The sequence below is a fragment of the Pseudomonas sp. 8Z genome (assembly GCF_902506535.1).
Lineage (GTDB): Bacteria > Pseudomonadota > Gammaproteobacteria > Pseudomonadales > Pseudomonadaceae > Aquipseudomonas.
Window position 1 is genome coordinate 616285 of record NZ_LR733826.1, and the last position, 22287, is coordinate 638571.

The following is a 22287-nucleotide window of genomic DNA, read 5'->3' on the forward strand; positions in this document are numbered from 1 at the left end:
CGCTTAGCCCAACAACTCGCTGAGCGGTATGAAGCGCAGGCGATCCCCTTCGGCGAGGGTGCGCCCTTCAAGCACCTCAGCCAACCCCTCGGCCCAGGCAGCACTGCGCAACACGCCGGAGCTCTGATTGGCATAGGGCACCACGCGCCCCTGCTCGATACGGGCGCGCAGGTATTCACGACGCTGCCCAGCCTTGCTCCAGACAAAACCGGCAGGCATCTCGAAGGCCAACGGTTCAACCCGCTGCACACCCATACGACGCAACAGATAAGGCCGCGCGAGAAGACCGAAGGTCACCAGAGTCGAGGCCGGATTGCCCGGCAGGCCAATCACGGGAACCCCTTGATAATGCCCACAGGTCAGCGGCTTGCCCGGCTTGATCGCCAGCTTCCAGAATGCCAGCTCCCCCGCCTCACGCAGAACGATACCGAGAAAGTCCGCCTCCCCCACCGACACCCCACCGGTCGAGAGGATCAGATCGACTCGACCAAGAGCGGCAAGCGCATCACGGGTACGCTGCAAATCGTCAGGCAGGATGCCACCATCGACCACCTCGCAGCCCAGCCTCTGCAACCAAGCGATCAACAACCGCCGGTTACTGTTGTAAATCTGCCCATCAGCCAACGGCTGACCCGGCTCGACAAGCTCATCACCAGTAGACAGTACGGCAACCCGCACCGCCCGCCGCACCTCAAGCGTTGCAACGCCGAGAGATGCAGCCAGGCCCAACTCGATAGGCCCAAGACGCGTACCGACCGGCAACACGCACTCACCGAGGCGGGTTTCCTGCCCCTGCGCCCGTACGTTCTGCCCAATACGCAGCCCCTGGAGAAAGCGCACACGCCCCTGCTCGTCCAGCTCGACGTTTTCCTGCATCTCTACCGTATCAGCACCCGCTGGCAGAGGTGCGCCCGTAAAGATCCGCGCGCACGTACCCGGCTCCAGCGGCTGCGGCGCCGAGCCCGCGAGAATCCGTTGACTGACCGGCAAGGCAACACCCTGCCAGTCAGCCAGGCGCAGCGCATAACCGTCCATTGCACTGTTATCCCAGGGCGGCAGGTCGAGCCCCGCAACCAATGGAGCCGCCAGCACCCGACCGTCGGCCTGCGCCAAGGCAACGAACTCGGTGTCATTAATCGGAGAAGAATCAGCCAGCGCCAGCAAGCGCTGCTGCGCCAACTCCAGCGACAGCAAACCAGGCTGATCGCAACCGCTCATCCACGGCTCTCGCAGGGTGCGGCCTGCTTTAGGTGAGGCACGAAATTGCAGGGGCGATGGCGAGCATCGAGCTGCTCAGCAAGAATACCGTCCCAGGCTGTGCGGCAAGCGTTGGTCGAGCCCGGCAGACAACACACCAAGGTGCCATTGGCCAACCCGGCGAGAGCACGTGACTGCACCGTGGAGGTGCCAATATCGGCAACGGAGATCTGCCGGAACAGCTCACCGAAACCATCGACCTGCTTATCCAACAGGCACGCAACCGCCTCCGGGGTGCTGTCACGCCCCGTGAAACCGGTACCGCCAGTGATTACCACCACCTGCACTTCATCCTCGGCGATCCAGGTCGCGACCTGGGCGCGGATGCGGTACAGGTCATCCTTGAGCAACACGCGCGCAGCCAGACGATGCCCCGCCTCGCTCAGTCGATCCACCAACAATTGGCCGGAGGTATCGGTTCCCAGGGTACGGGTATCGCTGACGGTCAGTACCGCAATGTTCAAAGGCACGAACAGCGCATCCGCTTTATGGTTCATGACGGGCTTCCAATTGGTAGACAATGCGCGGAGTTATATCACAGCACCGCTCTGGAGACTGCGCCATGCCCCAACCACCTTCATCTGCCACCCCGTGCTCGGTGCTGCTGCTCGCAGGTGGGCGCGGCCAACGGATGGGCGGGCGAGACAAGGGGCTGCTCGACTGGCGCGGACGTCCCCTTATCGCCTGGATCCATGAGCAAGTACGCCCCCTGAGCGACGACCTCATCCTTTCCTGCAATCGCAACCAGGAGCGCTACGCCAGCTATGCCGACCACCTGGTAGCCGATGACGACCAGGATTTTCAGGGCCCCCTGGCGGGCATTCGCGCCGGCATGGCCATTGCCAGACATTCCCAACTACTGGTACTACCATGCGACGCCCCCAGCATCGACCGACAATTACTAGACGCCCTGCTCACACGAGCCGGTGCACGCCCTGTCGTAGTACGCCAAGGGCAATATTGGGAACCACTGTTTTGCCTGCTGCCAACACGACTGAAAACGGATCTGGAAACAGCCTGGTCGAATGGCGAGCGCAGCCCACAACGCTGGTTCACCCGGCACCAGCCGGTCGCCCTGGACTGCCCGATCAACGATCCGCGCCTGAGCAATATCAATACCCCCCAAGCACTGGAAAACCTTTGATCAACAATCGAAAGCGGGAACTCAGCTTTTATTGAACCGTCACATACAAGGTATAACCCCTGTATCGCTCAAGGAGACAAACCATGACTCAACGGATCGTTCCCGCCCTTTTTCTTGCCATTGGCCTCGCCACTCTGGCGGGCTGTGCCTCTCCATCGGTTATAACCCTGACCGACGGCCGCGAGATTCAGACCGTGGACAAGCCGGCCTATGACGAGGATTCCGGCTTCTACGAGTTCGAACAACTCGACGGCAAGCGCGCCACCATCAACAAAGATCAGGTGCAAACGGTCAAGGAACTCTGAACATAGAAAACGGGCCTGCCCCCAGGCCCGAGTAACAAGCGGCATTCTCAGCGCTAAAAAATTTGGGGCTAACCCCTTGTGCGGTAAAAGTTTTTCAGTAGAATACGGCCCACATTCGGAGTGTAGCGCAGCTTGGTAGCGCGTCTCGTTCGGGACGAGAAGGTCGCAGGTTCGAATCCTGTCTCTCCGACCAAATCAAAAAACCGCCTTAATCGGCGGTTTTTTATTGCCTAAATTTTCTCAACGCAAGAAATCCACCACTTGCGCACCTGCGAAGGGCCAATCAAGTTCAGCCCCGGTGTCGCAACGACGCAGCACGGGAATACGCAAACCATAGCGCTCAACGAGCTCTTCATGCTCGGCAATGTCGAGTAACTCGACCAATAGACCACTCTCGACGAACGGCATAAGAACCGCTTGCGCCACCTCACAGAGGTGGCAACCCAGCGTTCCTAGCAGTTGGCATTCAGGCGTCATGAGCGCAGCTCCGGCATCGTCTGGGCGCGCAGTCTAGCACCTGCGCGTTTAGCGCTCGTCAGACAGCTCAGGCAATAGCGACGAAAGACCGTCGAGCAAACTGCTATTGAGCGCATCGGCTTTCTGCAAACGCGGCAGGTCGAAACGATCATCGAGACTGAAGCCGCCCTTGAGCAGATCCTTGAGCATACCGCCTGCATTTTCAGTCAGGTCACCGGCACTGCGTAGCGCATCGAGCAAACCCTGAGCATAGGACTGCAGATCACCATTGACGGCACTACTGCCCTGCCCTGCCACTGCGCCATAAGCATCGGTAGCCTGACGCACACTGGTTTGAGTCAGACGCAGCGACATAGACGCCAGTTGCTCACCGTCCATATTCAAGGACATGGCACGATCAAAAGCACCGGAAAGGTCACCGGTATAAAACTTATCCGAGACGTCCTGAACCTGGCTGAACAACTTCTCCAGCGCCTTGACCTCATCGTCGTCCAACTCGCCTTCGACATCCACCTGCCAGCCACCGATCTGCAAACTTCCTGAGCGACTGCTAGCCGATACCACACTGCTACTCCCATCACTAGCCGCCGCCACACTGCTTTGCGACCAATTCGCTGAGGCCTGTGCAACGGAAATACGCAGCTTGTCACCATCACGGGTCGTCACCTCCATGTCGAAGGTTTCTGCCAAAGCACTGAAGCGCTCACTGTATGCCGCTACGCCGAGCGAGCCAGAAGTGGTCGGCGTGCTGCCTTGAGCGAAGCGCTTGCCGAGATCATCAAGCCCACTCTGAATCCTTTTATAAGTATCGTCGACGTCACTGGCGACCTGGCCTTTCAGGACACCCATGCCATCGAGAACCTTGCGCGCTTCGGCAAAACCCTTTTCCACGCCATCACGGGCTTGGCTCAACAGTTGGCCCAACTTGGCTGGATCAGCGCCAGCAGCCGCTTCGCTTTGCAAGCGCTGCTCGATGAAACCGAGCATGCGATCAGCAACCTTCTCCGGGGTGTAATCGGCCTGCTTGCCACTCAACGCGCCAGGCTGCATACCCAGTTTGTCAGCCAATCGATTGGCCAACGTATTCTGAGCATCAGCACTCGCCGGGCGAGCAGCCTGAGGCTGAACGAATGGAGCAAAGCGCGACGCGGAAGAATTGAGCGAACCCAGGTTCATGGCTGCATTCCTAGCAGAAAGTCTGCCGAGGTTAACGGCAGCAAGTGGCCAGACTTTAGCCCTGGTCGATCAGTGGTCGTCGACCGCAAACCTGCAATAACAGCGGCAGCCACACAAGGCTGCTCGAAGAAAGACTGGCATGCCAAAGCGAAACCAATGCGGCATCAGTAATACCAAGCAAAGAGAATCTGGACCTTAGCGCCCGCTCACGATCTCGCGAGCTAGAGTCATACAACACCGCTGGCGCCCCCAGCCAAAACAAGCGAGCAGCGGCCGGAGTCGCGCCTGACTTTACGAGCGGTAAATGAACAGTACTTACTTCGCTCGCCCTTCGGGCCGCGCTAAAGCGCGTCCGAGCCTGTTGTTAACGTAGTAGGGCCAACGCACAGCAGATCATCAACAGGTTCTTACACAATGGATCATCCGTACCAGCCACTGGCCTGCAATCTCTACGACTATCTGGAGATCGCTTGCATGCGCCGCTATCGACTACTGATCGAGCTGACGGACGGCAGCAACCTGGAGGGCCAGGCGCTGACCACCGAAACCACCGCAAATAAGGAAGAGTATCTGCACGTGCTTAACGCCAGCGGCACGCAACGCCTGCGTCTCGATCACCTCGTAGCGATCAGCGCGCTGGATGAACGCGCCAGCTTTGATCGCGTACTGCTGAACCACCACAATTGCTAAGCAGTGTACGAAAAGCACCTGCACTCGGTGATGCTGCGCTGAAATCGCTCTCAGAACGCTCATTTACAATGCGCAAACTGCGCCTCTTCGAGCGATTAAGCGGGGGCCGCCATCGATATTGCCTGATCTACGCTCGACGAATTTTCGTAAAGAGCCTAAGGCGCACTCACCACATCAGATCATCGGGAATCTGGTAGGCCGCATAGGGATCATCGGCATCCGGTGCTTCGACATGAGTGTTGAGCAGGACAATGCGCGAGGGGTCGCGCTCCTGGATCTTCAGCGCTGCTTCACGCGGAATCACCTCGTAGCCGCCCCCATGGCGCACGATAGCCAGCCAGCCGTTGGACAGTTTGTTGCGCATCATGGCATTGACCGGCAGACGCTTGACCTTTTTGTCGTCAACGAAGTTGTAGTAGTCCTCGCCCTGCAGCTTGGGCAAACGCGAGCGCTCAATCAGTTGCTTGATCTGCGCAGCACGCGCTTTCTGCTCGGCTTTTTCCTGCTGCTGGCGATTGAGCTCCTGATCGCGGGCGGCCTTCTCGGCCTGCGCCTGCTGGGCGGCCTGCCGGGTGGAATCATCCAACTCGGCCTGCCCTTTCTTGGCCAGGCGCTGTTGCTTCTGTTGCTGCTTACCGGCCTGCTTGGCCTGTTTTTCATTGACCAGACCCGCTTTGAGCAACTGGTCACGCAGGGAAAGACCCATAACTTAACGATTCCACACTTGTTTCAGATCCGGCGGCGCAATCGGCGCCACCATGAAAAGTACCCAGCATAAGGGCTAAGCCACCGCGGCTCCAGCCCAGCAGGCCTCTCAGCAGCCTGGAGCCTGCTTCTCCTGTTTCTTCGCTTCACCCCAGAGCGCATCGAGCTCCTCCAGCGTACAACTATGCATGTCGCGCCCAGCATCACGCACGCGCTGTTCGATGAAGCGAAAGCGTCGCTCGAACTTGCCGTTCGCCCCCCGCAATGCTGCCTCCGGGTCAACCTTGAGATGGCGCGCCAGGTTGGTGACGACGAACAGTAGGTCGCCGATTTCCTCGGCCACCGCCTCGGCGTCGTTCTCGCTCATGGCTTCGAGCACTTCATCCAGCTCTTCGCGCACCTTATCCACCACCGGCAGGGCTTCGGGCCAGTCGAAGCCGACCTGGGCAGCACGCCTTTGCAACTTGGCGGCGCGGCTCAGAGCAGGCAAGGCGGTCGGCACATCATCGAGCAGCGACAGTTGCTCGGGCGCAGCGGCCTTCTCGGCACGCTCCTCGGCCTTGAGCTCTTCCCAGCGCTGCTTGATAGCAGCCTCCTCCAGCCTCGCCATATCAGGGGCACCGTAGAGGTCGCCATCAGGGAACACGTGGGGATGACGACGTACCAGCTTGGTGGTGATGGCGTCGACGACACGAGCAAAATCGAAACGCCCCTCCTCCTGCGCCAACTGGCTGTAATAGACCACCTGGAACAGCAGGTCGCCCAGCTCGCCCGGCAGGTGCTCGAAGTCGCCTTGCTCGATGGCATCGGCGACCTCATAGGCCTCCTCCAGGGTATAGGGCACGATGCTCGCGTAGGTCTGCTTGAGATCCCACGGACAGCCATGCTGCGGATCGCGCAAACGCGCCATCAAATGCAACAGATCGTCGAGTTGGTACATAAGAGCTCCTGGGCTGCAAGCGGCAAGCATCAAGCTGCAAGTTAAAAGCTCATGCACTTTCTTGCAGCTTGCGGCTTGAAGCTTGCCGCTCAATTGGCACGCTGGCGGCGCGCCTCGATGATGTTGGGGAGCTGACTGATCCGCGCGAGCAGCCGCCCAAGTGCATCCAGGCCTGGTATCTCCACGGTGATGGACATGCTCGCGGTGTTGTCGTTCTTGTCCGAACGGGTGTTGACCGCCAGCACGTTGAGCCGCTCGTTGAGCAACACCTGGGTGACATCGCGCAGCAGACCGGAGCGGTCGTAGGCCTTGATGGCGATTTCCACCGGGTAGGTCTGTACCGGCACCGGCCCCCAGCTCACTTGAATCATCCGTTCCGGCTCGCGACCGGCCTGCTGCAGCACCGTCGGGCAATCCTGACGGTGAATGGTGACGCCACGTCCCAGGGTGATGTAACCGACGATGGGATCGCCCGGCAGCGGCTGGCAGCAGCCAGCCATCTGCGTCAACAGATTGCCCACGCCCTGGATCTGAATATCGCCACGCTTGCCCGGTCGATAACCCTGAGCTTTACGCGGAATCAGCTCCATTTGCTCGTTGCTGCGATCCGGCTCGCTCAACTGCTGCGCCAGGTTGACCGCATGGGCCAGGCGCACGTCGCCAGCGCCGAGCGCGGCGAATAGATCTTCAGCAGTCTTCAGGTTGGCCTTCTCAGCCAGCTTGTCGAAGTCCACGCTGGGCAGGGCCAGGCGCGCCAGCTCGCGTTCAAGCAACTGCTTGCCAGCGGCGACGTTCTGGTCGCGATCCTGCAGCTTGAACCAGTGGACGATCTTCGCCCGCGCACGGCTGGTGGTGACGTAACCCAGGTTGGGGTTGAGCCAGTCGCGGCTCGGCGAGCCCTGCTTGTTGGTGATGATCTCGACCTGCTCGCCGGTCTGCAGGCTGTAGGTCAGCGGCACGATGCGCCCGTTGATCTTGGCGCCGCGGCAGCCGTGACCGATCTCGGTGTGCACACGGTAGGCGAAGTCCAGCGGCGTCGCGCCCTTGGGCAGGTCGATGGCATGACCGTCCGGGGTGAACACGTAAACCCGGTCGGGCTCGATGTCGACACGCAGTTGCTCGGCCAGGCCGCCGATGTCCCCCAGCTCCTCGTGCCACTCGATGACCTGACGCAGCCAGGAAATCTTCTCTTCGTAGTGGTTGGAGCCGGATTTGACGTCAGTGCCCTTGTAGCGCCAGTGCGCGCAAACGCCCAGCTCGGCCTCTTCGTGCATGGCGGTGGTGCGGATCTGCACCTCCAGCACCTTGCCTTCCGGGCCGAGCACGGCGGTATGCAGCGAGCGGTAGCCGTTCTCCTTGGGGTTGGCGATGTAGTCGTCGAACTCCTTGGGAATGTGCCGCCACAGGGTGTGCACGATACCCAGCGTGGTGTAGCAGTCGCGCACTTCCGGCACCAGCACGCGCACCGCACGCACGTCGTAGATCTGGCTGAACTGCAGGCCCTTGCGCTGCATCTTGCGCCAAATCGAATAGATATGTTTGGCCCGGCCGCTGATGTCAGCCTTGATGCCGGTAGCTTCCAGCTCCTGACGCAAGTGCGCCATGGCGTCGTTGATGTACTGCTCGCGATCCAGACGGCGCTCATGCAGCAGCTTGGCAATCTGCTTGTACTGATCCGGCTCCAGATAGCGGAAGGACAGATCCTCCAGCTCCCACTTGATATGACCGATACCCAGGCGGTGAGCCAGCGGCGCATATATATCGAAGACTTCGCGCGCCACGCGCTGGCGCTTGTCCTCGTCGGCTTCCTTGACCGCGCGAATGGCACAGGTACGCTCGGCCAGTTTGATCAGCGCCACGCGCACGTCATCGACCATGGCCACCAGCATCTTGCGCAGGTTCTCTACCTGAGTCTGCGAGCCCAGCACCACCGACTCGCGCGGATTGATACTGGCACTGATCGCCGCCATGCGCAGCACACCTTCGATCAGCTTGGCCACCACCGTGCCAAAACGCTGCTGTACCACAGCCAACGGAATGCGCTCCTCACGCACGCCACGGTAGATGACCGCCGCGACCAGCGAATCCTGATCGAGTTTGAGGTCGGCGAGGATCTCCGCAATATCCAGGCCCGCTCCGAAGATCGACGCCCCCTCACTCCAATGATGCGAACCGGCATTGGCTTGCTGCTCGGCCTCGCGGACAAATTCGCAAGCCTCCTTCAGCGCCTGGGCATCGAGCGCCGGGTCGATACGAACCACATTCGCCACCCAGGCATCGAGGTTGATACTGCCGTCATCGTTGATCGGCTGGTGCGCTCTGACCTGAACCATCTTTCTACCTTCCCTACGGTGCGCCTACACAACACCGAATAATCGCCAGCCTTCTCCGAGCGGGTCGTTTTGACTGAAAGAATGCGCCTCCTGCGCACTCCCCCGAGGCAGCAGCGCTGCCCCTATAGCTTTTCGAACAACGCCATGGCTTCGACATGCGCCGTCTGCGCAAACATGTCGAGAATGCCGGCGCGACGCAGGCCATACCCCTGCCTAACCAACTCCGCAGCGTCACGCGCCAAAGTGGTCGGGTTACAGGATACATAGACCAGGCGTCTGGCCGCCAAAGCCGAAATACCTCGCACCACTTCAAACGCACCATCTCGTGGCGGGTCAAGCAGGATGGCGTCGAACCCGCCACGCGCCCAAATAGCCTCATCCAAAGGACGGGCCAGATCGGCACGAAAAAAACGCACCTGCTCAAGACCTTGCCGCACGGCATTGGTTGCAGCGCGTTCGACCATTGCATCGACACCTTCCACAGCCACCACCTGCGCACCCTCGCGGGCCAGCGGTAGAGCGAAGTTACCCAAACCGCAGAACAGATCCAGCACCCGCTCGCCAGGCTGCACACTCAACCAGTCTAGCGCCTGCGCCACCATCGCCTCGTTGACTGCGGCATTGACCTGCACGAAATCGCCCGGTCGGTAGGCCAACTCCAGATTCCAGCGCGGCAGTGCGAACCCCAGGCCGGGCACATCACCATCGGCCTGTGGCTCACCCTCGCCCTGCAGCCAGAGCTGAGCCTGATGGGCCGCGCAAAATTCGCGCAGCAACGCCAGGTCGCCCTCGCCCAGTGCAGCCGTATGGCGCAAAAGCAACGCCACAGCCGTGCCACTGAACAGCTCGACGTGGCCCAACGCCTGGGGCTTGCTCAGGCGCCGCAACAGCGCAGGCAACGCCTGCAACACAGGTTGCAAGGGCTGTACCAGCACCGGGCAATGCTCGATGGCAACGATGTCCTGGCTGGCCTCGGCACGAAACCCCACATGCAGGTGACGCGCCTTGGCATCCCAGCGCACAGCGATACGCGCGCGGCGACGGTATGCCAGCTCCGGCCCGACCAGCGGCGCCATCCACTCGTCGGGCTCTAGATTGCCCAGTCGGCTCAGTTGCTCAGCCAACGTACGCTGCTTCAGCGCGAGCTGATCGGCATGCGTCATATGCTGCAGATTGCAGCCGCCACAGCGCTCGGCATGCGCGCAAGGCGGCGTGCGGCGCTCACTGCTGGCAGCGATGATGTGCTCGACGCGCGCCTCGACGGTCTGACTCCGGGCGCTGAGCACGCGCGCCTCGACCTGCTCGCCCGCCAGCGCGCCGCTGACGAACCAGGTGCGCCCCGCCTCGAAAGCAATACCACGACCGTCACCGGCCTGGCGCTCGATGGTCAATCGCTGCTTCTTGCCAACCGGTACGGCCTGCGCACGACTGCCGCCGCTGGGCTGAAAGCGTAGGCTTGGGGTACGTCTGGCCATCAGTGCGCCGGATCTTCGTAAACGCCGGTGGACAGGTAGCGGTCGCCGCGATCACAGATGATCGCCACCATCACCGCATTTTCCACCTGCTGCGACAAACGCAGCATGGCTGCCACCGAACCACCGGAAGACACTCCGCAGAAGATGCCCTCCTCGCGTGCCAGACGACGCATGACGTGCTCGGCCTCGGCCTGGCTCATGTCCACCACCTGATCGACACGCTCGGCCTGGTAGATCCTGGGCAGGTACTCCTGCGGCCAGCGACGGATACCGGGAATGGCCGAGCCTTCCTGCGGTTGCAGACCGACAATCTGGATCGCCGGATTCTGCTCCTTGAGGTAGCGCGAAGTGCCCATGATGGTGCCGGTGGTGCCCATCGAGCTGATGAAGTGAGTGACGGTGCCGCCAGTCTGCTGCCAGATTTCCGGGCCGGTGCCGCTATAGTGCGCCTCGGGGTTGTCGCCATTGGCGAACTGATCCAGCACCTTGCCACGGCCTTCGGCCTGCAGGCGCTCGGCCAGATCACGCGCCCCTTCCATGCCCTCTTCCTTGCTGACCAGAATCAGCTCGGCACCATAGGCGGTCATCGCCCACTTGCGCTCAGCGGTGGAGTTGTCCGGCATAATCAGGATCATCTTGTAACCCTTGATCGCCGCCGCCATGGCCAGGGCGATACCGGTATTGCCGCTGGTGGCCTCGATCAGGGTGTCACCAGGCTGGATATCACCGCGCATTTCGGCGCGGTTGATCATCGACAGCGCCGGACGATCCTTGACCGAGCCGGCCGGGTTGTTGCCCTCCAGCTTGACCAGCAGGGTATTGCTGGTTTCACCGGCAAGGCGTTGCAGGCGCACCAGAGGCGTGTTGCCGATGCACTCGGCGATGGTGGGAAATTGCAGGCTCATGAGGTGTGCGAATCCAGACTAACGCAAAGGGGCGCAATGATACGCCGAACCCGCTACGGCATCACGTCATGATCGAACTCATGGGGCGATGTCTGCATGCCCGAAAACGACAAGGCCACCGCAGCAAACGCTGAGGTGGCCTAGGTGCTTGGTCTGACCTTAGAAACTCTGTGTCAGGCCCAGCACGTAACGCCGACCATCGAGGTTGTAGGCATAGTCATCCTCTGTGGTGACCTCTTTGTTGGTGACGTTGTAAACACCGAATTTCAGACTCAGATCGCGGCTTGGCTTGTACACCAGGCCGACATCGGCAAAGGTGTAGGACGGATAGGTCACGCCATTGCTGGCCGCACCACTGGTACCGGTCTGCCAGCGCCCGGAGGTCTCGCCACGGTAGTTGAGCTGCGTCCACAGATTCAGTTTCTCCATCACCTGCCAGTCCAGTGACAGGTTGAACATGTGCTTGGCCATGTCGTTGAGCGGCTCGCCCTTGTACTGACCGGACTTCTGCTCAGTGTTGGTGTAGGTGTAGCTGTGGCGGTACATCAGGTTGTCGAGAATCTGATAATCCAGCGTGAACTCGACACCGCGTAGCTGCGCCTCATCCACATTCTCATAGGCGGTGTAACCGAACTGGTGCGCCGGGTAGCTGACACCGTTGTATTCGCAGGGCACGTTCTGCGCACAGATGCGTCCGGTGCGGTTGATCTTGTCCTTGAAGTCGGTCTGGTAGAGGGTCAGGGTACTGTTGATGCCCAGATCGAAGTTCTCGTAGCCAATGCCGATCTCGCGATTGAGGCTGGTCTCCGGCGTCAGCTCGGGGTTACCGATGACCACGCCGCCCCTGGAGGTGGCACCGAAGTCGGTGGCAGCCTGGCGCAGGCTCGGCGCCTTGTAGCCGGAGGTCACTCCGCCCTTGACAGTGAAACTCTCGTTCAGGTGATAAACCGCATAGACCTTGGGACTGACCTGACTGCCAAACGCCTCGTTATCGTCATAACGGGCACTGAAAGTCAGCGCCAGGTCGTCGGTCAGGCTCCAGTTATCTTCGAGAAAGAGCGAGTTCTGGTAACGCTCCATCTCCACAACTGCATCGGCAACCGGCACCACCGGCGGACGCAGGCCGCTGCTGGCGCCATCCGTCAGCTCTTCATACTTGTGGGTCAGGCCAGCGGTCAGCGCATGGGCGCCAAGGAAGTAGGTCGCCTGCGTATTGACGGTCAGCACCTTGAACTCAATGCCATTACCGGTATTGGCGTTCACCCGAGTGGGGTTTTCCGAAGTGTCATAGTTGACGTAGCTGTCCAGCAGCACGTCGTCATAACGCCCTTCATGGGTGATGGCGTAAGTCTTGAGGATCGACTCGTTGAAGCTGGGCTCTTCGCTAATGGCGAGGCTCTTGCCTGGATGGGCCCAACGACGCTGCTGCGCTTCGTTGTAGTTAAAGGAGATCAGATTCTGTTCGTCGAGGCTCCAACCCAGCTTGCCGCCCAAGTTGCTTCTTCTATAGCGCGGATCGGAGGCGGCACTGTCGTCATTGCCCTGAAAGTGGCTTTCATCCTGATGCAAAAACGAGCCATTGAGTTGCAAGGCCAGCACGTCATCGATCAGCGGAGCATTCAGATAGGCGCTGGTCTGGTAACCGTCTTCGTTCACCTTGTTAGCGCTATCGGCCATGCTGTATTCGGTGGTCATGCTGCCCGCAAATTCATTGCGAATCTTCTTGGTGATGATATTGACCACACCGCCCATGGCATCAGAGCCGTAGAGGGATGAAGCCGGGCCACGAATAACCTCGATCCGCTCGATCGCCTCGATCGGCGGCAGGAAATTGATCGGTGTGCCTTCCTGCGTGCCATTGAGGCCGAAGGCATCGTTGCCCTGCAGCGGCCGCCCGTCGACCAGGAACAAGGTGTACCCCGAAGTCATGCCACGAATCTGTACCGAGCGCTCCACACCGCCACCTGCAACCTGAACCCCGGCCACGTTCTTCAGCGCATCGGTAACATCGGTGTACGAACGCTTCTGCAACTCCTCGGCGGAGATGACGGTAATAGTCGCCGGCGCATCCTTGACGCTCTGTTCGAAACCCGTGGCGCTGACCACCACCGTGCCAAGCTCCAACTGCTCAGCGCTCTCGCTGGCCCCCGCCGAGCAGACCAAAGATGCCAGTGCGACAGCCAATGCGCTTTGCTTGAATCGAGGCCCTGACGCTACAGCTAAGCTTCGCGTGGTGAGTGACATGTATGGCTCCCTGTGATCGAGATAGATGGTCGGCTTGTATCCAGCGACCGTCCTGCACAGGCACCGCTGCACTCCACAAGACCTTGATTACGCTGGCTGACCCATCTCGCACCTTTCACGCGCCGCGCTACACCGCGCGCACATTGCAATGGCTCGCAGACGAGGGCTAATGCCGCCATGGTCAGAAGCACCACCGACAGCGAACGCACCGGCAATCAAAGGAGCACCAGAACTCGGCAGCCCTGCTGGGTCAGGGCGCAAATAGTATTTATTGTCATTTGAGAGTAAATCGAATTTACGATTTATACACTTTGCAAACGCAGCACGAGCCGCAATCCGGGCAAGGCGTTTTCCGCCCAGAGTTCCCCGCCCTGATTGGCGATCATGCTGCGAGCAATAGCCAGCCCCAGGCCGAAGCCATCCCCCCCCGGACGCGCCGCGCTGAGTCGAGTAAAGGGACGGAAGATAGTTTCCAACTCGCCCTCCGCAACCCCCGGCCCCTGATCCTCAATCCACAACAGCCAGTACCCGCCCTCACGGCGCCCACCCAAGCGTACGACAGCCTCACGCGGCGAATGACGAATGGCATTACGCAAGATGTTCTCCAGCGCCTGCGCCAGACCGTTGAGATTACCTAGCACCCGACAGTCGTTCGGCAGCTCGCAGGGCATGCGCTCGACAGGCCAGCCAGTCTCGAAACCGGCATTTTCCCGCAGCACGTCCCAGAGCCTTACGACATCAACATCCTCCAGCGGCAGACTAGGCCTTTCGGTGTCCAGCCAAACCAGTTCCAGGGCATCGCCCACCAACTTTTCCATTTCCTGTACTTCACGCGCCAGGCGCTGGCGCAGAGCAGGAACATCCCGCTCACTCTCCCCTGCCACACGTAAACGGGCCAACGGTGTGCGCAGTTCATGGGAGAGATCGCGCAACAACTGGCGCTGGAACGCCACCGTCCCCTCCAGGCGTTCGGCCATGTGGTCGAAGGTACGTGCCAGCTCGCCTAACTCGTCACGTCGCTGCGTCATCGTCGTCCCCAGGCGCGCCGAAAGATCGCCCGCACTTAGCGCCGCTGCCTGCCGACGCAAAGCGGCCAGCGGGGCGATCAGCGCGCGATACAAAACCACGCCGAACAATACGGCCAGCAGCGCAGGCACCACACGCTGCAGCAGTAGATTCCACAGATCGCTATAGCGCCGCGGATTGAGCTGCCAAGGCAGCTCCATCACCAGTCGTCCTTGGCCGTCACTAAACGGGATGAAGAAGATGGGCGTTCCACCGGGACGCCCCACAGGGAAGTCCAGACGGCGCACGAAGTCCAGGCGTTGCTTCTCATCCTGGGTGAGCGACAGAGAGGAAAGCGAGGTTTCACCGGCATCGACGACCACGGCCCACACTGACTCACGCACCGTTAGCCGCTGCAGGAAGGTATCGACACCGACTGTGCCGTCCTGACGCCAGGCCGTTTCGGCTTCCTGGGCATAGCCTCGGAGTATCTGCCGACTCGCAGGCGACAGATAGGACGAAGCCTCCAGCAGAATACGTCCGAGATCGACATACAGGCTGGCCAGCAACAGACAGAACAGCGCCAGCGCTCCCGTCAGGCGCCAGAGCAGCGAGTGCCAGCCCGGTAATCTCATGGGCTCACCTGCACCAGGGTGTAACCCTTGCCCCAAACCGTTTCCACACGCGCCGCGCCATAACCGGCCGCCTGTAATTTGCGCCGGATGTGGCTGACGTGCATGTCCAGACTGCGATCGTGCTGCGAATAGGCTCGACGAAGCGCCTGCTGATACAAGAAGGGTTTGCTCAGGGCCTCGTCACGATGTCGCCAAAGCAACTCCAGCACACGGAACTCGCAGGGCGTCAGGCCGATCCAGCGGCCAGCATGGGCAACATCGCTGCGCGCCTCATCAAAGTGCAAACCAGCATCGTCGCTGCCAGGCAATTGCTCACGGCGCTCATAGGCGACGCGGCGCAGGATGGCCTCCACGCGCACGCTCAGTTCACCTAGGCTGAAGGGTTTGGGCAGGTAATCGTCGGCGCCCTGACTGAAGCCGGCAATACGGTTCTGCTCGTCACCCAATGCCGACATCAGCAGTACCGGCACGCTGCGATAACGACGCAGCCGCTGCAACACCTCAAGACCATTGATGCCAGGCAGCAGAATGTCCATCAGGATCAGGTCAAAATCCTCACTTTCAGCCAATCGCAGGCCTTCATCGCCATCCTGACTGAGCACAACGTCGAAGCCACTGCCACACAGATGTGCCTGCAGGTGGCTGGCCAATAGAGGGTCATCCTCGACGGCAAGAATCCGAGCGGCAGCGGGGGCACAGGTCATCATGAATTGAGTTCGATCCAAGGGTAAATGCGAACAATTCTACATCCCGTGTGCGAATCACTCATCTACAGATTCCACCGCGCCAAGCCGCTACACTGGCGCCCATTCACCAAGGGAGGTCAAGCGTGTTCAAGGAATTAGGCATCAAGGGCCGCGTGCTGCTGCTCACTCTTCTACCCACGACACTGCTGGCCCTGGTGCTCGGCGGCTATTTCACCTGGGTGCAATTGTCAGGCTTGCAAGCCCAACTGCAGCAGCGTGGCGAGATGCTGGTCGAGCACCTGGCGCCGCTGGCCGCACCAGCACTGGAGCAAGGCGATGCGCAGAAGCTGGAGCGTATCGCCCAGCAGGCGCTGGAACACCAGGATGTGCGCGCCGTTAGTTTTCTCGCGCCAGAACGTACGCCATTGGCCTACGCAGGGCCCAGCATGCTCAACCCGGCCCCGGACAATCAAATCGGCCTCAGCCGCCTCAGCGGCCAGGACGCCACGCGCTTTCTGCTGCCGGTCTACAACTATCACCTGGCGCTGGGCGGCGATCTTAAAGAGGAACGCACCGCCCACCTATTAGGCTGGGTGGAACTGGAACTGTCGCACCAAGGCACCCTGCTCAGCGGTTATCGCAGCCTGTTCGCCAGCCTGCTGCTGATCATCGGCGGGTTGAGCGTCACCGCCCTGCTCGCCCTACGCATGGGCCGCAGCATCAACGAGCCGCTACGGGCCATCAAGGCAGGCGTGGCGCAGCTCAAGGACGGCAACCTGGAAACCCGCCTACCACCACTGGGCAGCCATGAGATGGACGAACTGGCCTCCGGCATCAACCGTATGGCTGAAGCTCTACAGAGCGCCCAGGAAGAACTGCAACACAACATCGAACAAGCCACCGAAGACGTGCGCCAAAACCTGGAAACCATCGAAATCCAAAACATCGAACTGGATTTCGCGCGCAAGGAAGCACTGGAAGCCAGCCGCATCAAATCCGAGTTTCTGGCCAATATGAGCCACGAGATCCGCACACCGCTCAACGGTATCGTCGGCTTTACTCACCTGCTGCAAAAGAGCGAACTCAGCCCGCGCCAGCAGGATTACCTGAGCACCATCGAAAAGTCCGCCGAGAGCCTGCTGGGCATCATTAACGAGGTACTCGACTTCTCCAAGATCGAGGCCGGCAAGCTGGTGCTTGAATCCATCCCCTTCAACCTACGCGATCTGCTGCAAGATACCCTGACCATCCTCGCCCCCGCCGCCCATGAAAAACACCTGGAGCTGGTCAGCCTGATTTACCGCGACACCCCGCTGGCGCTGCGTGGCGACCCATTGCGCCTCAAGCAGGTACTGACCAATCTGGTGAGCAATGCCATCAAGTTCACCCGCGAGGGCACGGTAGTCATGCGCGCCATGGTCGAGGACGAGAGCAGCGACAGCGCACAACTGCGCATCAGCGTCATGGACACCGGCATCGGTCTGTCCGACGACGATCTGCACTCACTCTTCCAGTCCTTCAGCCAGGCCGACAACTCACTTAGCAGACAAGCCGGCGGAACAGGACTCGGACTGGTCATCTCCAAGCGCCTGATCGAACAGATGGGCGGCGAAATTGGCGTCGACAGCACTCCCGGCGAAGGCTCGGAATTCTGGATCAGCTTGACCCTGCCCAAAGCCCGCGACGACGCCGACGACCTGCCTCGCGCGCCCCTGCAGGGCCGCCATGCGATCGTACTGGAAAGCCACGAACTGGCACGCCAGGCACTGGTCCATCAACTGGAAGACTGCGGCCTGGAAGTAGAAAGCGTCGACAGCCTGCCCATACTGCTCGACACCGTAGCCAAGCGCCAACAGAGCGAGTCCCCCCTGAGCCTGGCCGTGCTCGGCCTGGCCACCCAACAAGTCACCCCCGAGCAGCTCGGCCAGCACATCTGGGAGCTTGAACGCCTGGGCTGCAAAACACTGGTGCTGTGCCCAACCACGGAGCTGGGCGCCTACCACGAGACGCTGCCGGACGCTTACCTCCAGCTTCAGGCCAAACCACCGTGCACACGCAAACTGCACAAGGCCATGGTCGAACTGGTCAGCCCGCAGCGCGCATCCATCAATGAGCCCACGCCCACCATCCACAGTGGGCGTCGCCCGCAGATCCTGTGCGTCGACGACAACCCGGCCAATCTGCTGCTGGTACAGACCTTGCTCAATGACCTTGGCGCACAAGTCTGCGCCGTCGACAGCGGACACGCGGCGCTGCACGCCTTCCAGCGCGACAGCTTCGACCTGATATTCATGGATGTGCAGATGCCCGGCATGGACGGTCGCCAAACCACCGAGGCGATTCGCAAATGGGAAAGCGAGCAAGGGCGCAGCGCCACCCCCATCGTCGCCCTGACCGCCCACGCCCTGGCCAGCGAAAAGCGCACCCTGCTGCAATGCGGCATGGACGACTACCTGACCAAACCCATCAGCGAGCGCCAGCTCTCGCAAGTCGTGCTGAAGTGGAGTGGCCTATCACTACAGGGCCATCGCCCGGCGCGAGCAAGCGAAAACACGCCGACAACCGCCGCCGCGAGCCAGGTGCTCGATGCCGAAGAAGGGCTGCGCCTGGCCGCCGGCAAGACCGACCTGGCCGCCGACATGCTGAGCATGTTACTGGCGGGCCTGCCCGGCGACCGCCAGGCCATTCGCCAAGCCCGCGACGCCGCAGAACGCACGGCACTCATCGAACGCGTGCACCGCCTGCATGGCGCCACTCGCTATTGTGGCGTACCGCAGTTGCGCGCCGCCTGCCAGCGCAGTGAAACCCTGCTCAAGCAGGATGATCCAGAAGCAAAGCGCGCCCTGGACGAGCTGGACGCTGCCATTGCGCGCCTGATCGAAGCTACGGCGCAAGACGTCTAAGGAGCACGCCAATGCGAATCTGTCTATTTAGCAGCAAGCGCTATGACCGCGACAGTTTTAGCGCAGCCGAACGCCCAGCAGGCTGGGAGCTGCACTTTCAGGAAGCCCGCCTGACCCTCGACAGCGCCGTGCTCGCGGCAGGCCACGAGGTGGTCTGCGCCTTCATCAATGACGACCTTTCGGCGCCCGTGCTGGAGCGCCTGGCAGCAGGCGGCACACGCCTGATCGCCCTGCGCTCGGCCGGCTACAACCATGTCGACCTGACTGCGGCCCAGCGCCTGGGGCTCCCCGTGGTAAGGGTGCCGGCCTACTCACCACACGCCGTGGCCGAACACGCCGTGGCCCTGGTCATGACACTCAACCGCCGCATTCACCGCGCCGTCAACCGCACCCGCGACGGTGACTTCAGCCTGCACGGACTGACCGGCTTTGACCTGCATGGCAAAACCGTTGGCGTCATCGGCGGCGGCAAGATCGGCCAGGTATTCGCGCGCATCATGCATGGTTTCGGCTGCCAGGTACTGATCTACGACCCCTTCCCGCTAGAAGGCCTCACAGCTCTCGGCGCACGCCAGGCAAACCTCGACCAGGTGATTGCCCAAAGCGACATCCTCAGCCTGCACTGCCCACTCACCGACAGCAGCTATCACCTGATCGACGCCGAGCGCCTGGGCCAGATGAAACGTGGCGCCATGTTGATCAACACCGGCCGCGGCGCACTGGTCGATACGCCCGCCCTGATCGACGCGCTGAAAAACGGCCAACTCGGCTACCTGGGACTGGATGTTTACGAAGAGGAATCGGAGCTGTTCTTCGAGGATCACTCCGACCTGCCACTGCAGGACGACACCCTGGCCAGGCTGCTGAGTTTTCCCAATGTCATCGTCACCGCACACCAGGCTTTCCTTACCCATGAGGCACTCGGCGCCATCGCCCAGACCACATTGGACAATGTCGCCGCCTGGGCCGCAGGCCGCCTGAGCAATGAGGTCAAGAGCGGCACGTGATAGCATGCCGACTGATCTGGAGGACCCATGGCCGAACACGATTTCCGTTACACCCTACTCAACCCGCAACACACCCTCACCGAATGCCGCGCCCTGGCGCCGGGCCGCTATCAAGTCACCGGCAATGGCGGCTCGATCCAGGCCAAGGACGTCCTGCTGGTCACCCTCAAAGGCAGCCGCGACCTGCACATGCGCTTGCAAGTGGAGAAGGTTCGTCACCTGATCAACCCACCCGGTCAATGGCTGGCGGTATGCCAGGGACCGCAGTTCAAGGAGTTGGCCATCCATAACTGGCAGGTCAATTGCGATGGCTGTGGCAAGCAACTGGATTTCGAATTCGCCGTCGACGCCGCGCTTGGCAAAGCGGCTCAAGCGCCTGCTGCCGAAGCCCGCATTACCGAACTGGGCTGGCGCAACGATGCTGGCCGCCACCTGTGCCGCACCTGCCAGGAGGCCTGAGCCAATGCGTCGCGCCCTTTACCTCGCGCTGTTCGGCGCCACGCTGAGCGGCTGCAGCAGCAATGCCCCACAGCTACAAACCGAGCACAGCTATGACGTGGAATGGATCGGCGAACGCCCGCTGATCGACAACAGCCACCTGTCCATCACCTTCGCCGCCGACGGTCGTGCTCACGGCAATACCGGCTGCAACCACTGGTTCGCCAACTACACCCTGGAAAAACAGACCATCCGCTTCGAGACGCCCGGCAGCACACGTAAACAGTGTGCGCCGGCGCTGATGGAGCAGGAGAAGCGCTTCCTCGACGCCATCACCCAAGTGCAACGCTGGGATGTCAATGTGCTGGGCCAACTGCAACTGTGGCCCGCCAAGGGCAAGCCGATTCGCCTGCAGGCTGAGTAAATTTCGTAGGGCGGAAACCCCGTCAGTTGTGATGACGGGTTCACCCGCCCTACGCGAACGACACGGATTAGGCAAATAACTCCAACTGTTCCTGCCGCCCGCGCAAATCAAGCAGCCTCACCCCCACCCCCAGCAAGCGCACCGGCTTGTTGCCGCGCGCATGAGCACCGGCCAAGAGTTGCCGGTAACTCTCCAGATCACGATTAGCCCCCGCTTGCTCCAAGGTGGTCTGCGTGAAGTCATGGAACTTGACCTTGACGAAGGGCTTGTCTGGCCGATAACTGCTGTCGAGGCGCTGCAACCGAGCGTTCATCTCCTCCAGCAAGGCAGGCAGTTTATCCAGACAGCTCTGCAAATCCGGCAAATCCTGCTCGAAGGTGTGCTCAACGCTGAGTGACTGCCTGCGGCTATCGACCTTTACCGCTCGCTCATCGATCCCCCAGGCCAGGCCCCATAAACGCTCACCGAAACTGCCGAACTCGCGCGCCAGCGCCAACTTGCTCCAATCACGCACATCCAGACAGGTGCGGATACCCAGGCGAGCCAGTTTGTCTGCCGTGACCTTGCCAACACCATGCAGCTTGCCCACCGGCAGCGCGGCAACGAAATCCTCGACCTGATCCGGGGTAATCACGAACAGGCCATCGGGCTTGCGCCAGTCACTGGCGATCTTGGCCAAAAACTTGTTCGGCGCCACCCCTGCCGATACGGTGATATGCAGCTCCTGTGCTACCCGCCGGCGAATCTCCTGGGCAATACGCGTGGCGCTGCCGGCAAAGTGTGGCGCCTCAGTGACATCCAGATAAGCCTCGTCCAGCGACAACGGCTCGATCAAATCGGTGAACTGGCGAAAGATGCCGTGAATCTCACGCGACACGCCGCGATACACCTCAAAGCGCGGCTTGACGATCAAAAGATCGGGGCACAGCTTTAACGCCTGGTAAGAAGACATGGCCGAACGCACACCGTATGCACGCGCTTCATAATTGCAGGTGGCGATCACCCCACGCCGCTCTGCCGCGCCACCAACCGCCAGTGGTCGATTGGCCAGGCTGGGGTCGTCACGCATTTCGATAGCGGCATAAAAGCAATCGCAGTCGATGTGAATGATCTTGCGCACGTAACCCTCGCAAAGCCTTGCCAATGCTGGTTCGGGGTGGCAAGTCTAACAGTTGTTTGAGCCTAAGCATCTGAACGCAAAACACTTTTCTTGAAGATAGCGGTTGACAGCCAGCGATTAAACCGTAGAATGCCGACCCACAGACGCGGGATGGAGCAGTCTGGTAGCTCGTCGGGCTCATAACCCGAAGGTCGTAGGTTCAAATCCTGCTCCCGCAACCAGCTTCACGAAAAGGCCACTCAAACGAGTGGCCTTTTTTATTGCTCACGAATTAATTATTTCGATTAAACACAAGAAATCGATTGACACCACTTTACTCCTGAGTAGAATGGCCGCCGCGGGATGGAGCAGTCTGGTAGCTCGTCGGGCTCATAACCCGAAGGTCGTAGGTTCAAATCCTGCTCCCGCAACCACCTTC

The 22287-nt window shown here is 60.8% G+C and carries 20 protein-coding genes and 3 tRNA genes; 10 read left to right on the top strand and 13 right to left on the bottom strand.

Translation table 11 applies throughout. The annotated features are described in order from the left end of the window. Positions 1-3: 3 nt before the first annotated feature. Positions 4-1218, bottom strand: coding sequence for a gephyrin-like molybdotransferase Glp (gene glp / locus AERO9A_RS12230; RefSeq protein WP_159972213.1), 1215 nt, complete (start codon positions 1216-1218; stop codon positions 4-6). Continuing rightward, positions 1215-1754, bottom strand: coding sequence for a molybdenum cofactor biosynthesis protein B (moaB, locus tag AERO9A_RS12235; protein WP_159972214.1), 540 nt, complete (start codon positions 1752-1754; stop codon positions 1215-1217). The genes glp and moaB overlap by 4 nt, the downstream gene beginning before the upstream one ends. A 65-nt stretch (positions 1755-1819) precedes the next feature. Here moaB and mobA point away from each other — a divergent pair, with 65 nt between their 5' ends. From mobA to AERO9A_RS12250, 3 genes are all read left to right on the top strand, one after another. Further along, entirely contained in the window at positions 1820-2401 is a 582-nt protein-coding gene (mobA, locus tag AERO9A_RS12240; protein ID WP_159972215.1) for a molybdenum cofactor guanylyltransferase MobA, read from the top strand. 83 nt (positions 2402-2484) lie between these two features. Beyond that, on the top strand, positions 2485-2706 hold the full coding sequence (locus AERO9A_RS12245) for a YgdI/YgdR family lipoprotein (RefSeq protein ID WP_159972216.1): 222 nt from the start codon (positions 2485-2487) through the stop codon (positions 2704-2706). A 116-nt stretch (positions 2707-2822) separates the two neighbouring features. Further along, positions 2823-2899 (top strand) — tRNA-Pro (locus tag AERO9A_RS12250). A 47-nt stretch (positions 2900-2946) separates the two neighbouring features. Here the strand turns inward: AERO9A_RS12250 and AERO9A_RS12255 are convergent. Both AERO9A_RS12255 and AERO9A_RS12260 read right to left on the bottom strand, forming a co-directional pair. Further along, positions 2947-3183, bottom strand: coding sequence for a glutaredoxin family protein (locus tag AERO9A_RS12255; RefSeq protein ID WP_159972217.1), 237 nt, complete (start codon positions 3181-3183; stop codon positions 2947-2949). A gap of 48 nt (positions 3184-3231) precedes the next feature. Further along, positions 3232-4359, bottom strand: coding sequence for a DUF5610 domain-containing protein (locus tag AERO9A_RS12260; RefSeq protein ID WP_159972218.1), 1128 nt, complete (start codon positions 4357-4359; stop codon positions 3232-3234). A gap of 414 nt (positions 4360-4773) precedes the next feature. Between AERO9A_RS12260 and AERO9A_RS12265 the strand changes: the two genes are divergently transcribed. Beyond that, positions 4774-5049, top strand: a complete 276-nt coding sequence (locus AERO9A_RS12265) for a Rho-binding antiterminator (RefSeq protein WP_159972219.1) — start codon at positions 4774-4776, stop codon at positions 5047-5049. Positions 5050-5215: 166 nt separating this feature from the next. Here AERO9A_RS12265 and AERO9A_RS12270 read toward each other — a convergent pair whose 3' ends face one another. The 8 genes from AERO9A_RS12270 to AERO9A_RS12305 form a co-directional block, all read right to left on the bottom strand. Further along, the gene (locus AERO9A_RS12270; protein WP_159972220.1) at positions 5216-5755 is read right to left on the bottom strand and encodes a DUF2058 domain-containing protein; all 540 of its coding nucleotides are present in this window, start codon (positions 5753-5755) and stop codon (positions 5216-5218) included. Positions 5756-5863: 108 nt separating this feature from the next. After that, the gene (gene mazG / locus AERO9A_RS12275) at positions 5864-6694 is read right to left on the bottom strand and encodes a nucleoside triphosphate pyrophosphohydrolase (protein ID WP_159972221.1); all 831 of its coding nucleotides are present in this window, start codon (positions 6692-6694) and stop codon (positions 5864-5866) included. 89 nt (positions 6695-6783) lie between these two features. Beyond that, positions 6784-9027 carry a GTP diphosphokinase gene (gene relA, locus AERO9A_RS12280; protein WP_159972222.1) on the bottom strand — a complete coding sequence of 748 codons (2244 nt, stop codon included), beginning with the start codon at positions 9025-9027 and terminating at the stop codon, positions 6784-6786. A gap of 122 nt (positions 9028-9149) precedes the next feature. Next, positions 9150-10502: a 23S rRNA (uracil(1939)-C(5))-methyltransferase RlmD gene (rlmD, locus tag AERO9A_RS12285; protein WP_159972223.1), complete on the bottom strand. Its 1353-nt coding sequence runs from the start codon at positions 10500-10502 to the stop codon at positions 9150-9152. After that, positions 10502-11407, bottom strand: a complete 906-nt coding sequence (gene cysM, locus AERO9A_RS12290) for a cysteine synthase CysM (RefSeq protein WP_159972224.1) — start codon at positions 11405-11407, stop codon at positions 10502-10504. Before cysM ends, rlmD begins: the two co-directional genes overlap by 1 nt. A gap of 159 nt (positions 11408-11566) precedes the next feature. Continuing rightward, positions 11567-13591 (bottom strand): TonB-dependent receptor domain-containing protein, encoded by a 2025-nt coding sequence (locus tag AERO9A_RS12295; RefSeq protein ID WP_256665949.1) that lies wholly within the window; start codon positions 13589-13591, stop codon positions 11567-11569. Between the two features lie 362 nt (positions 13592-13953). After that, a complete protein-coding gene (locus tag AERO9A_RS12300; protein WP_159972226.1) occupies positions 13954-15291 on the bottom strand; it encodes a histidine kinase sensor domain-containing protein in 1338 nt (445 codons plus the stop codon). Next, on the bottom strand, positions 15288-15998 hold the full coding sequence (locus AERO9A_RS12305) for a response regulator transcription factor (protein WP_159972227.1): 711 nt from the start codon (positions 15996-15998) through the stop codon (positions 15288-15290). The genes AERO9A_RS12300 and AERO9A_RS12305 overlap by 4 nt, the downstream gene beginning before the upstream one ends. 122 nt (positions 15999-16120) lie before the next feature. Here AERO9A_RS12305 and AERO9A_RS12310 point away from each other — a divergent pair, with 122 nt between their 5' ends. Genes AERO9A_RS12310 through AERO9A_RS12325 form a run of 4 tightly spaced genes read left to right on the top strand, consistent with a single transcriptional unit; the run spans position 16121 to position 20749 of the window. Further along, entirely contained in the window at positions 16121-18880 is a 2760-nt protein-coding gene (locus AERO9A_RS12310; RefSeq protein ID WP_159972228.1) for a response regulator, read from the top strand. 11 nt (positions 18881-18891) lie between these two features. After that, positions 18892-19887: a 2-hydroxyacid dehydrogenase gene (locus AERO9A_RS12315; protein WP_159972229.1), complete on the top strand. Its 996-nt coding sequence runs from the start codon at positions 18892-18894 to the stop codon at positions 19885-19887. A gap of 27 nt (positions 19888-19914) precedes the next feature. Next, positions 19915-20346, top strand: coding sequence for a hypothetical protein (locus AERO9A_RS12320; RefSeq protein WP_159972230.1), 432 nt, complete (start codon positions 19915-19917; stop codon positions 20344-20346). Positions 20347-20350: 4 nt separating this feature from the next. Next, positions 20351-20749: an META domain-containing protein gene (locus AERO9A_RS12325; RefSeq protein WP_159972231.1), complete on the top strand. Its 399-nt coding sequence runs from the start codon at positions 20351-20353 to the stop codon at positions 20747-20749. A gap of 67 nt (positions 20750-20816) precedes the next feature. Here AERO9A_RS12325 and dinB read toward each other — a convergent pair whose 3' ends face one another. Continuing rightward, positions 20817-21869, bottom strand: a complete 1053-nt coding sequence (gene dinB, locus AERO9A_RS12330; protein WP_159972232.1) for a DNA polymerase IV — start codon at positions 21867-21869, stop codon at positions 20817-20819. 144 nt (positions 21870-22013) lie between these two features. Here dinB and AERO9A_RS12335 point away from each other — a divergent pair. Together AERO9A_RS12335 and AERO9A_RS12340 are read left to right on the top strand one after the other, a co-directional pair. Then, positions 22014-22090 (top strand) — tRNA-Met (locus AERO9A_RS12335). A gap of 115 nt (positions 22091-22205) precedes the next feature. Continuing rightward, a tRNA-Met gene (locus AERO9A_RS12340) sits at positions 22206-22282 on the top strand. The last annotated feature ends 5 nt before the right edge of the window (positions 22283-22287 follow it).

What these genes read in the sequence shown, in the direction of transcription:
- glp (WP_159972213.1), bottom strand. Translation starts at nt 1,218, where the DNA reads ATGAGCGGTTGCGATCAGCCTGGTTTGCTGTCGCTGGAGTTGGCGCAG.
- moaB (WP_159972214.1), bottom strand. Translation starts at nt 1,754, where the DNA reads ATGAACCATAAAGCGGATGCGCTGTTCGTGCCTTTGAACATTGCGGTA.
- mobA (WP_159972215.1), top strand. Translation starts at nt 1,820, where the DNA reads ATGCCCCAACCACCTTCATCTGCCACCCCGTGCTCGGTGCTGCTGCTC.
- AERO9A_RS12245 (WP_159972216.1), top strand. Translation starts at nt 2,485, where the DNA reads ATGACTCAACGGATCGTTCCCGCCCTTTTTCTTGCCATTGGCCTCGCC.
- AERO9A_RS12255 (WP_159972217.1), bottom strand. Translation starts at nt 3,183, where the DNA reads ATGACGCCTGAATGCCAACTGCTAGGAACGCTGGGTTGCCACCTCTGT.
- AERO9A_RS12260 (WP_159972218.1), bottom strand. Translation starts at nt 4,359, where the DNA reads ATGAACCTGGGTTCGCTCAATTCTTCCGCGTCGCGCTTTGCTCCATTC.
- AERO9A_RS12265 (WP_159972219.1), top strand. Translation starts at nt 4,774, where the DNA reads ATGGATCATCCGTACCAGCCACTGGCCTGCAATCTCTACGACTATCTG.
- AERO9A_RS12270 (WP_159972220.1), bottom strand. Translation starts at nt 5,755, where the DNA reads ATGGGTCTTTCCCTGCGTGACCAGTTGCTCAAAGCGGGTCTGGTCAAT.
- mazG (WP_159972221.1), bottom strand. Translation starts at nt 6,694, where the DNA reads ATGTACCAACTCGACGATCTGTTGCATTTGATGGCGCGTTTGCGCGAT.
- relA (WP_159972222.1), bottom strand. Translation starts at nt 9,027, where the DNA reads ATGGTTCAGGTCAGAGCGCACCAGCCGATCAACGATGACGGCAGTATC.
- rlmD (WP_159972223.1), bottom strand. Translation starts at nt 10,502, where the DNA reads ATGGCCAGACGTACCCCAAGCCTACGCTTTCAGCCCAGCGGCGGCAGT.
- cysM (WP_159972224.1), bottom strand. Translation starts at nt 11,407, where the DNA reads ATGAGCCTGCAATTTCCCACCATCGCCGAGTGCATCGGCAACACGCCT.
- AERO9A_RS12300 (WP_159972226.1), bottom strand. Translation starts at nt 15,291, where the DNA reads ATGAGATTACCGGGCTGGCACTCGCTGCTCTGGCGCCTGACGGGAGCG.
- AERO9A_RS12305 (WP_159972227.1), bottom strand. Translation starts at nt 15,998, where the DNA reads ATGATGACCTGTGCCCCCGCTGCCGCTCGGATTCTTGCCGTCGAGGAT.
- AERO9A_RS12315 (WP_159972229.1), top strand. Translation starts at nt 18,892, where the DNA reads ATGCGAATCTGTCTATTTAGCAGCAAGCGCTATGACCGCGACAGTTTT.
- AERO9A_RS12320 (WP_159972230.1), top strand. Translation starts at nt 19,915, where the DNA reads ATGGCCGAACACGATTTCCGTTACACCCTACTCAACCCGCAACACACC.
- AERO9A_RS12325 (WP_159972231.1), top strand. Translation starts at nt 20,351, where the DNA reads ATGCGTCGCGCCCTTTACCTCGCGCTGTTCGGCGCCACGCTGAGCGGC.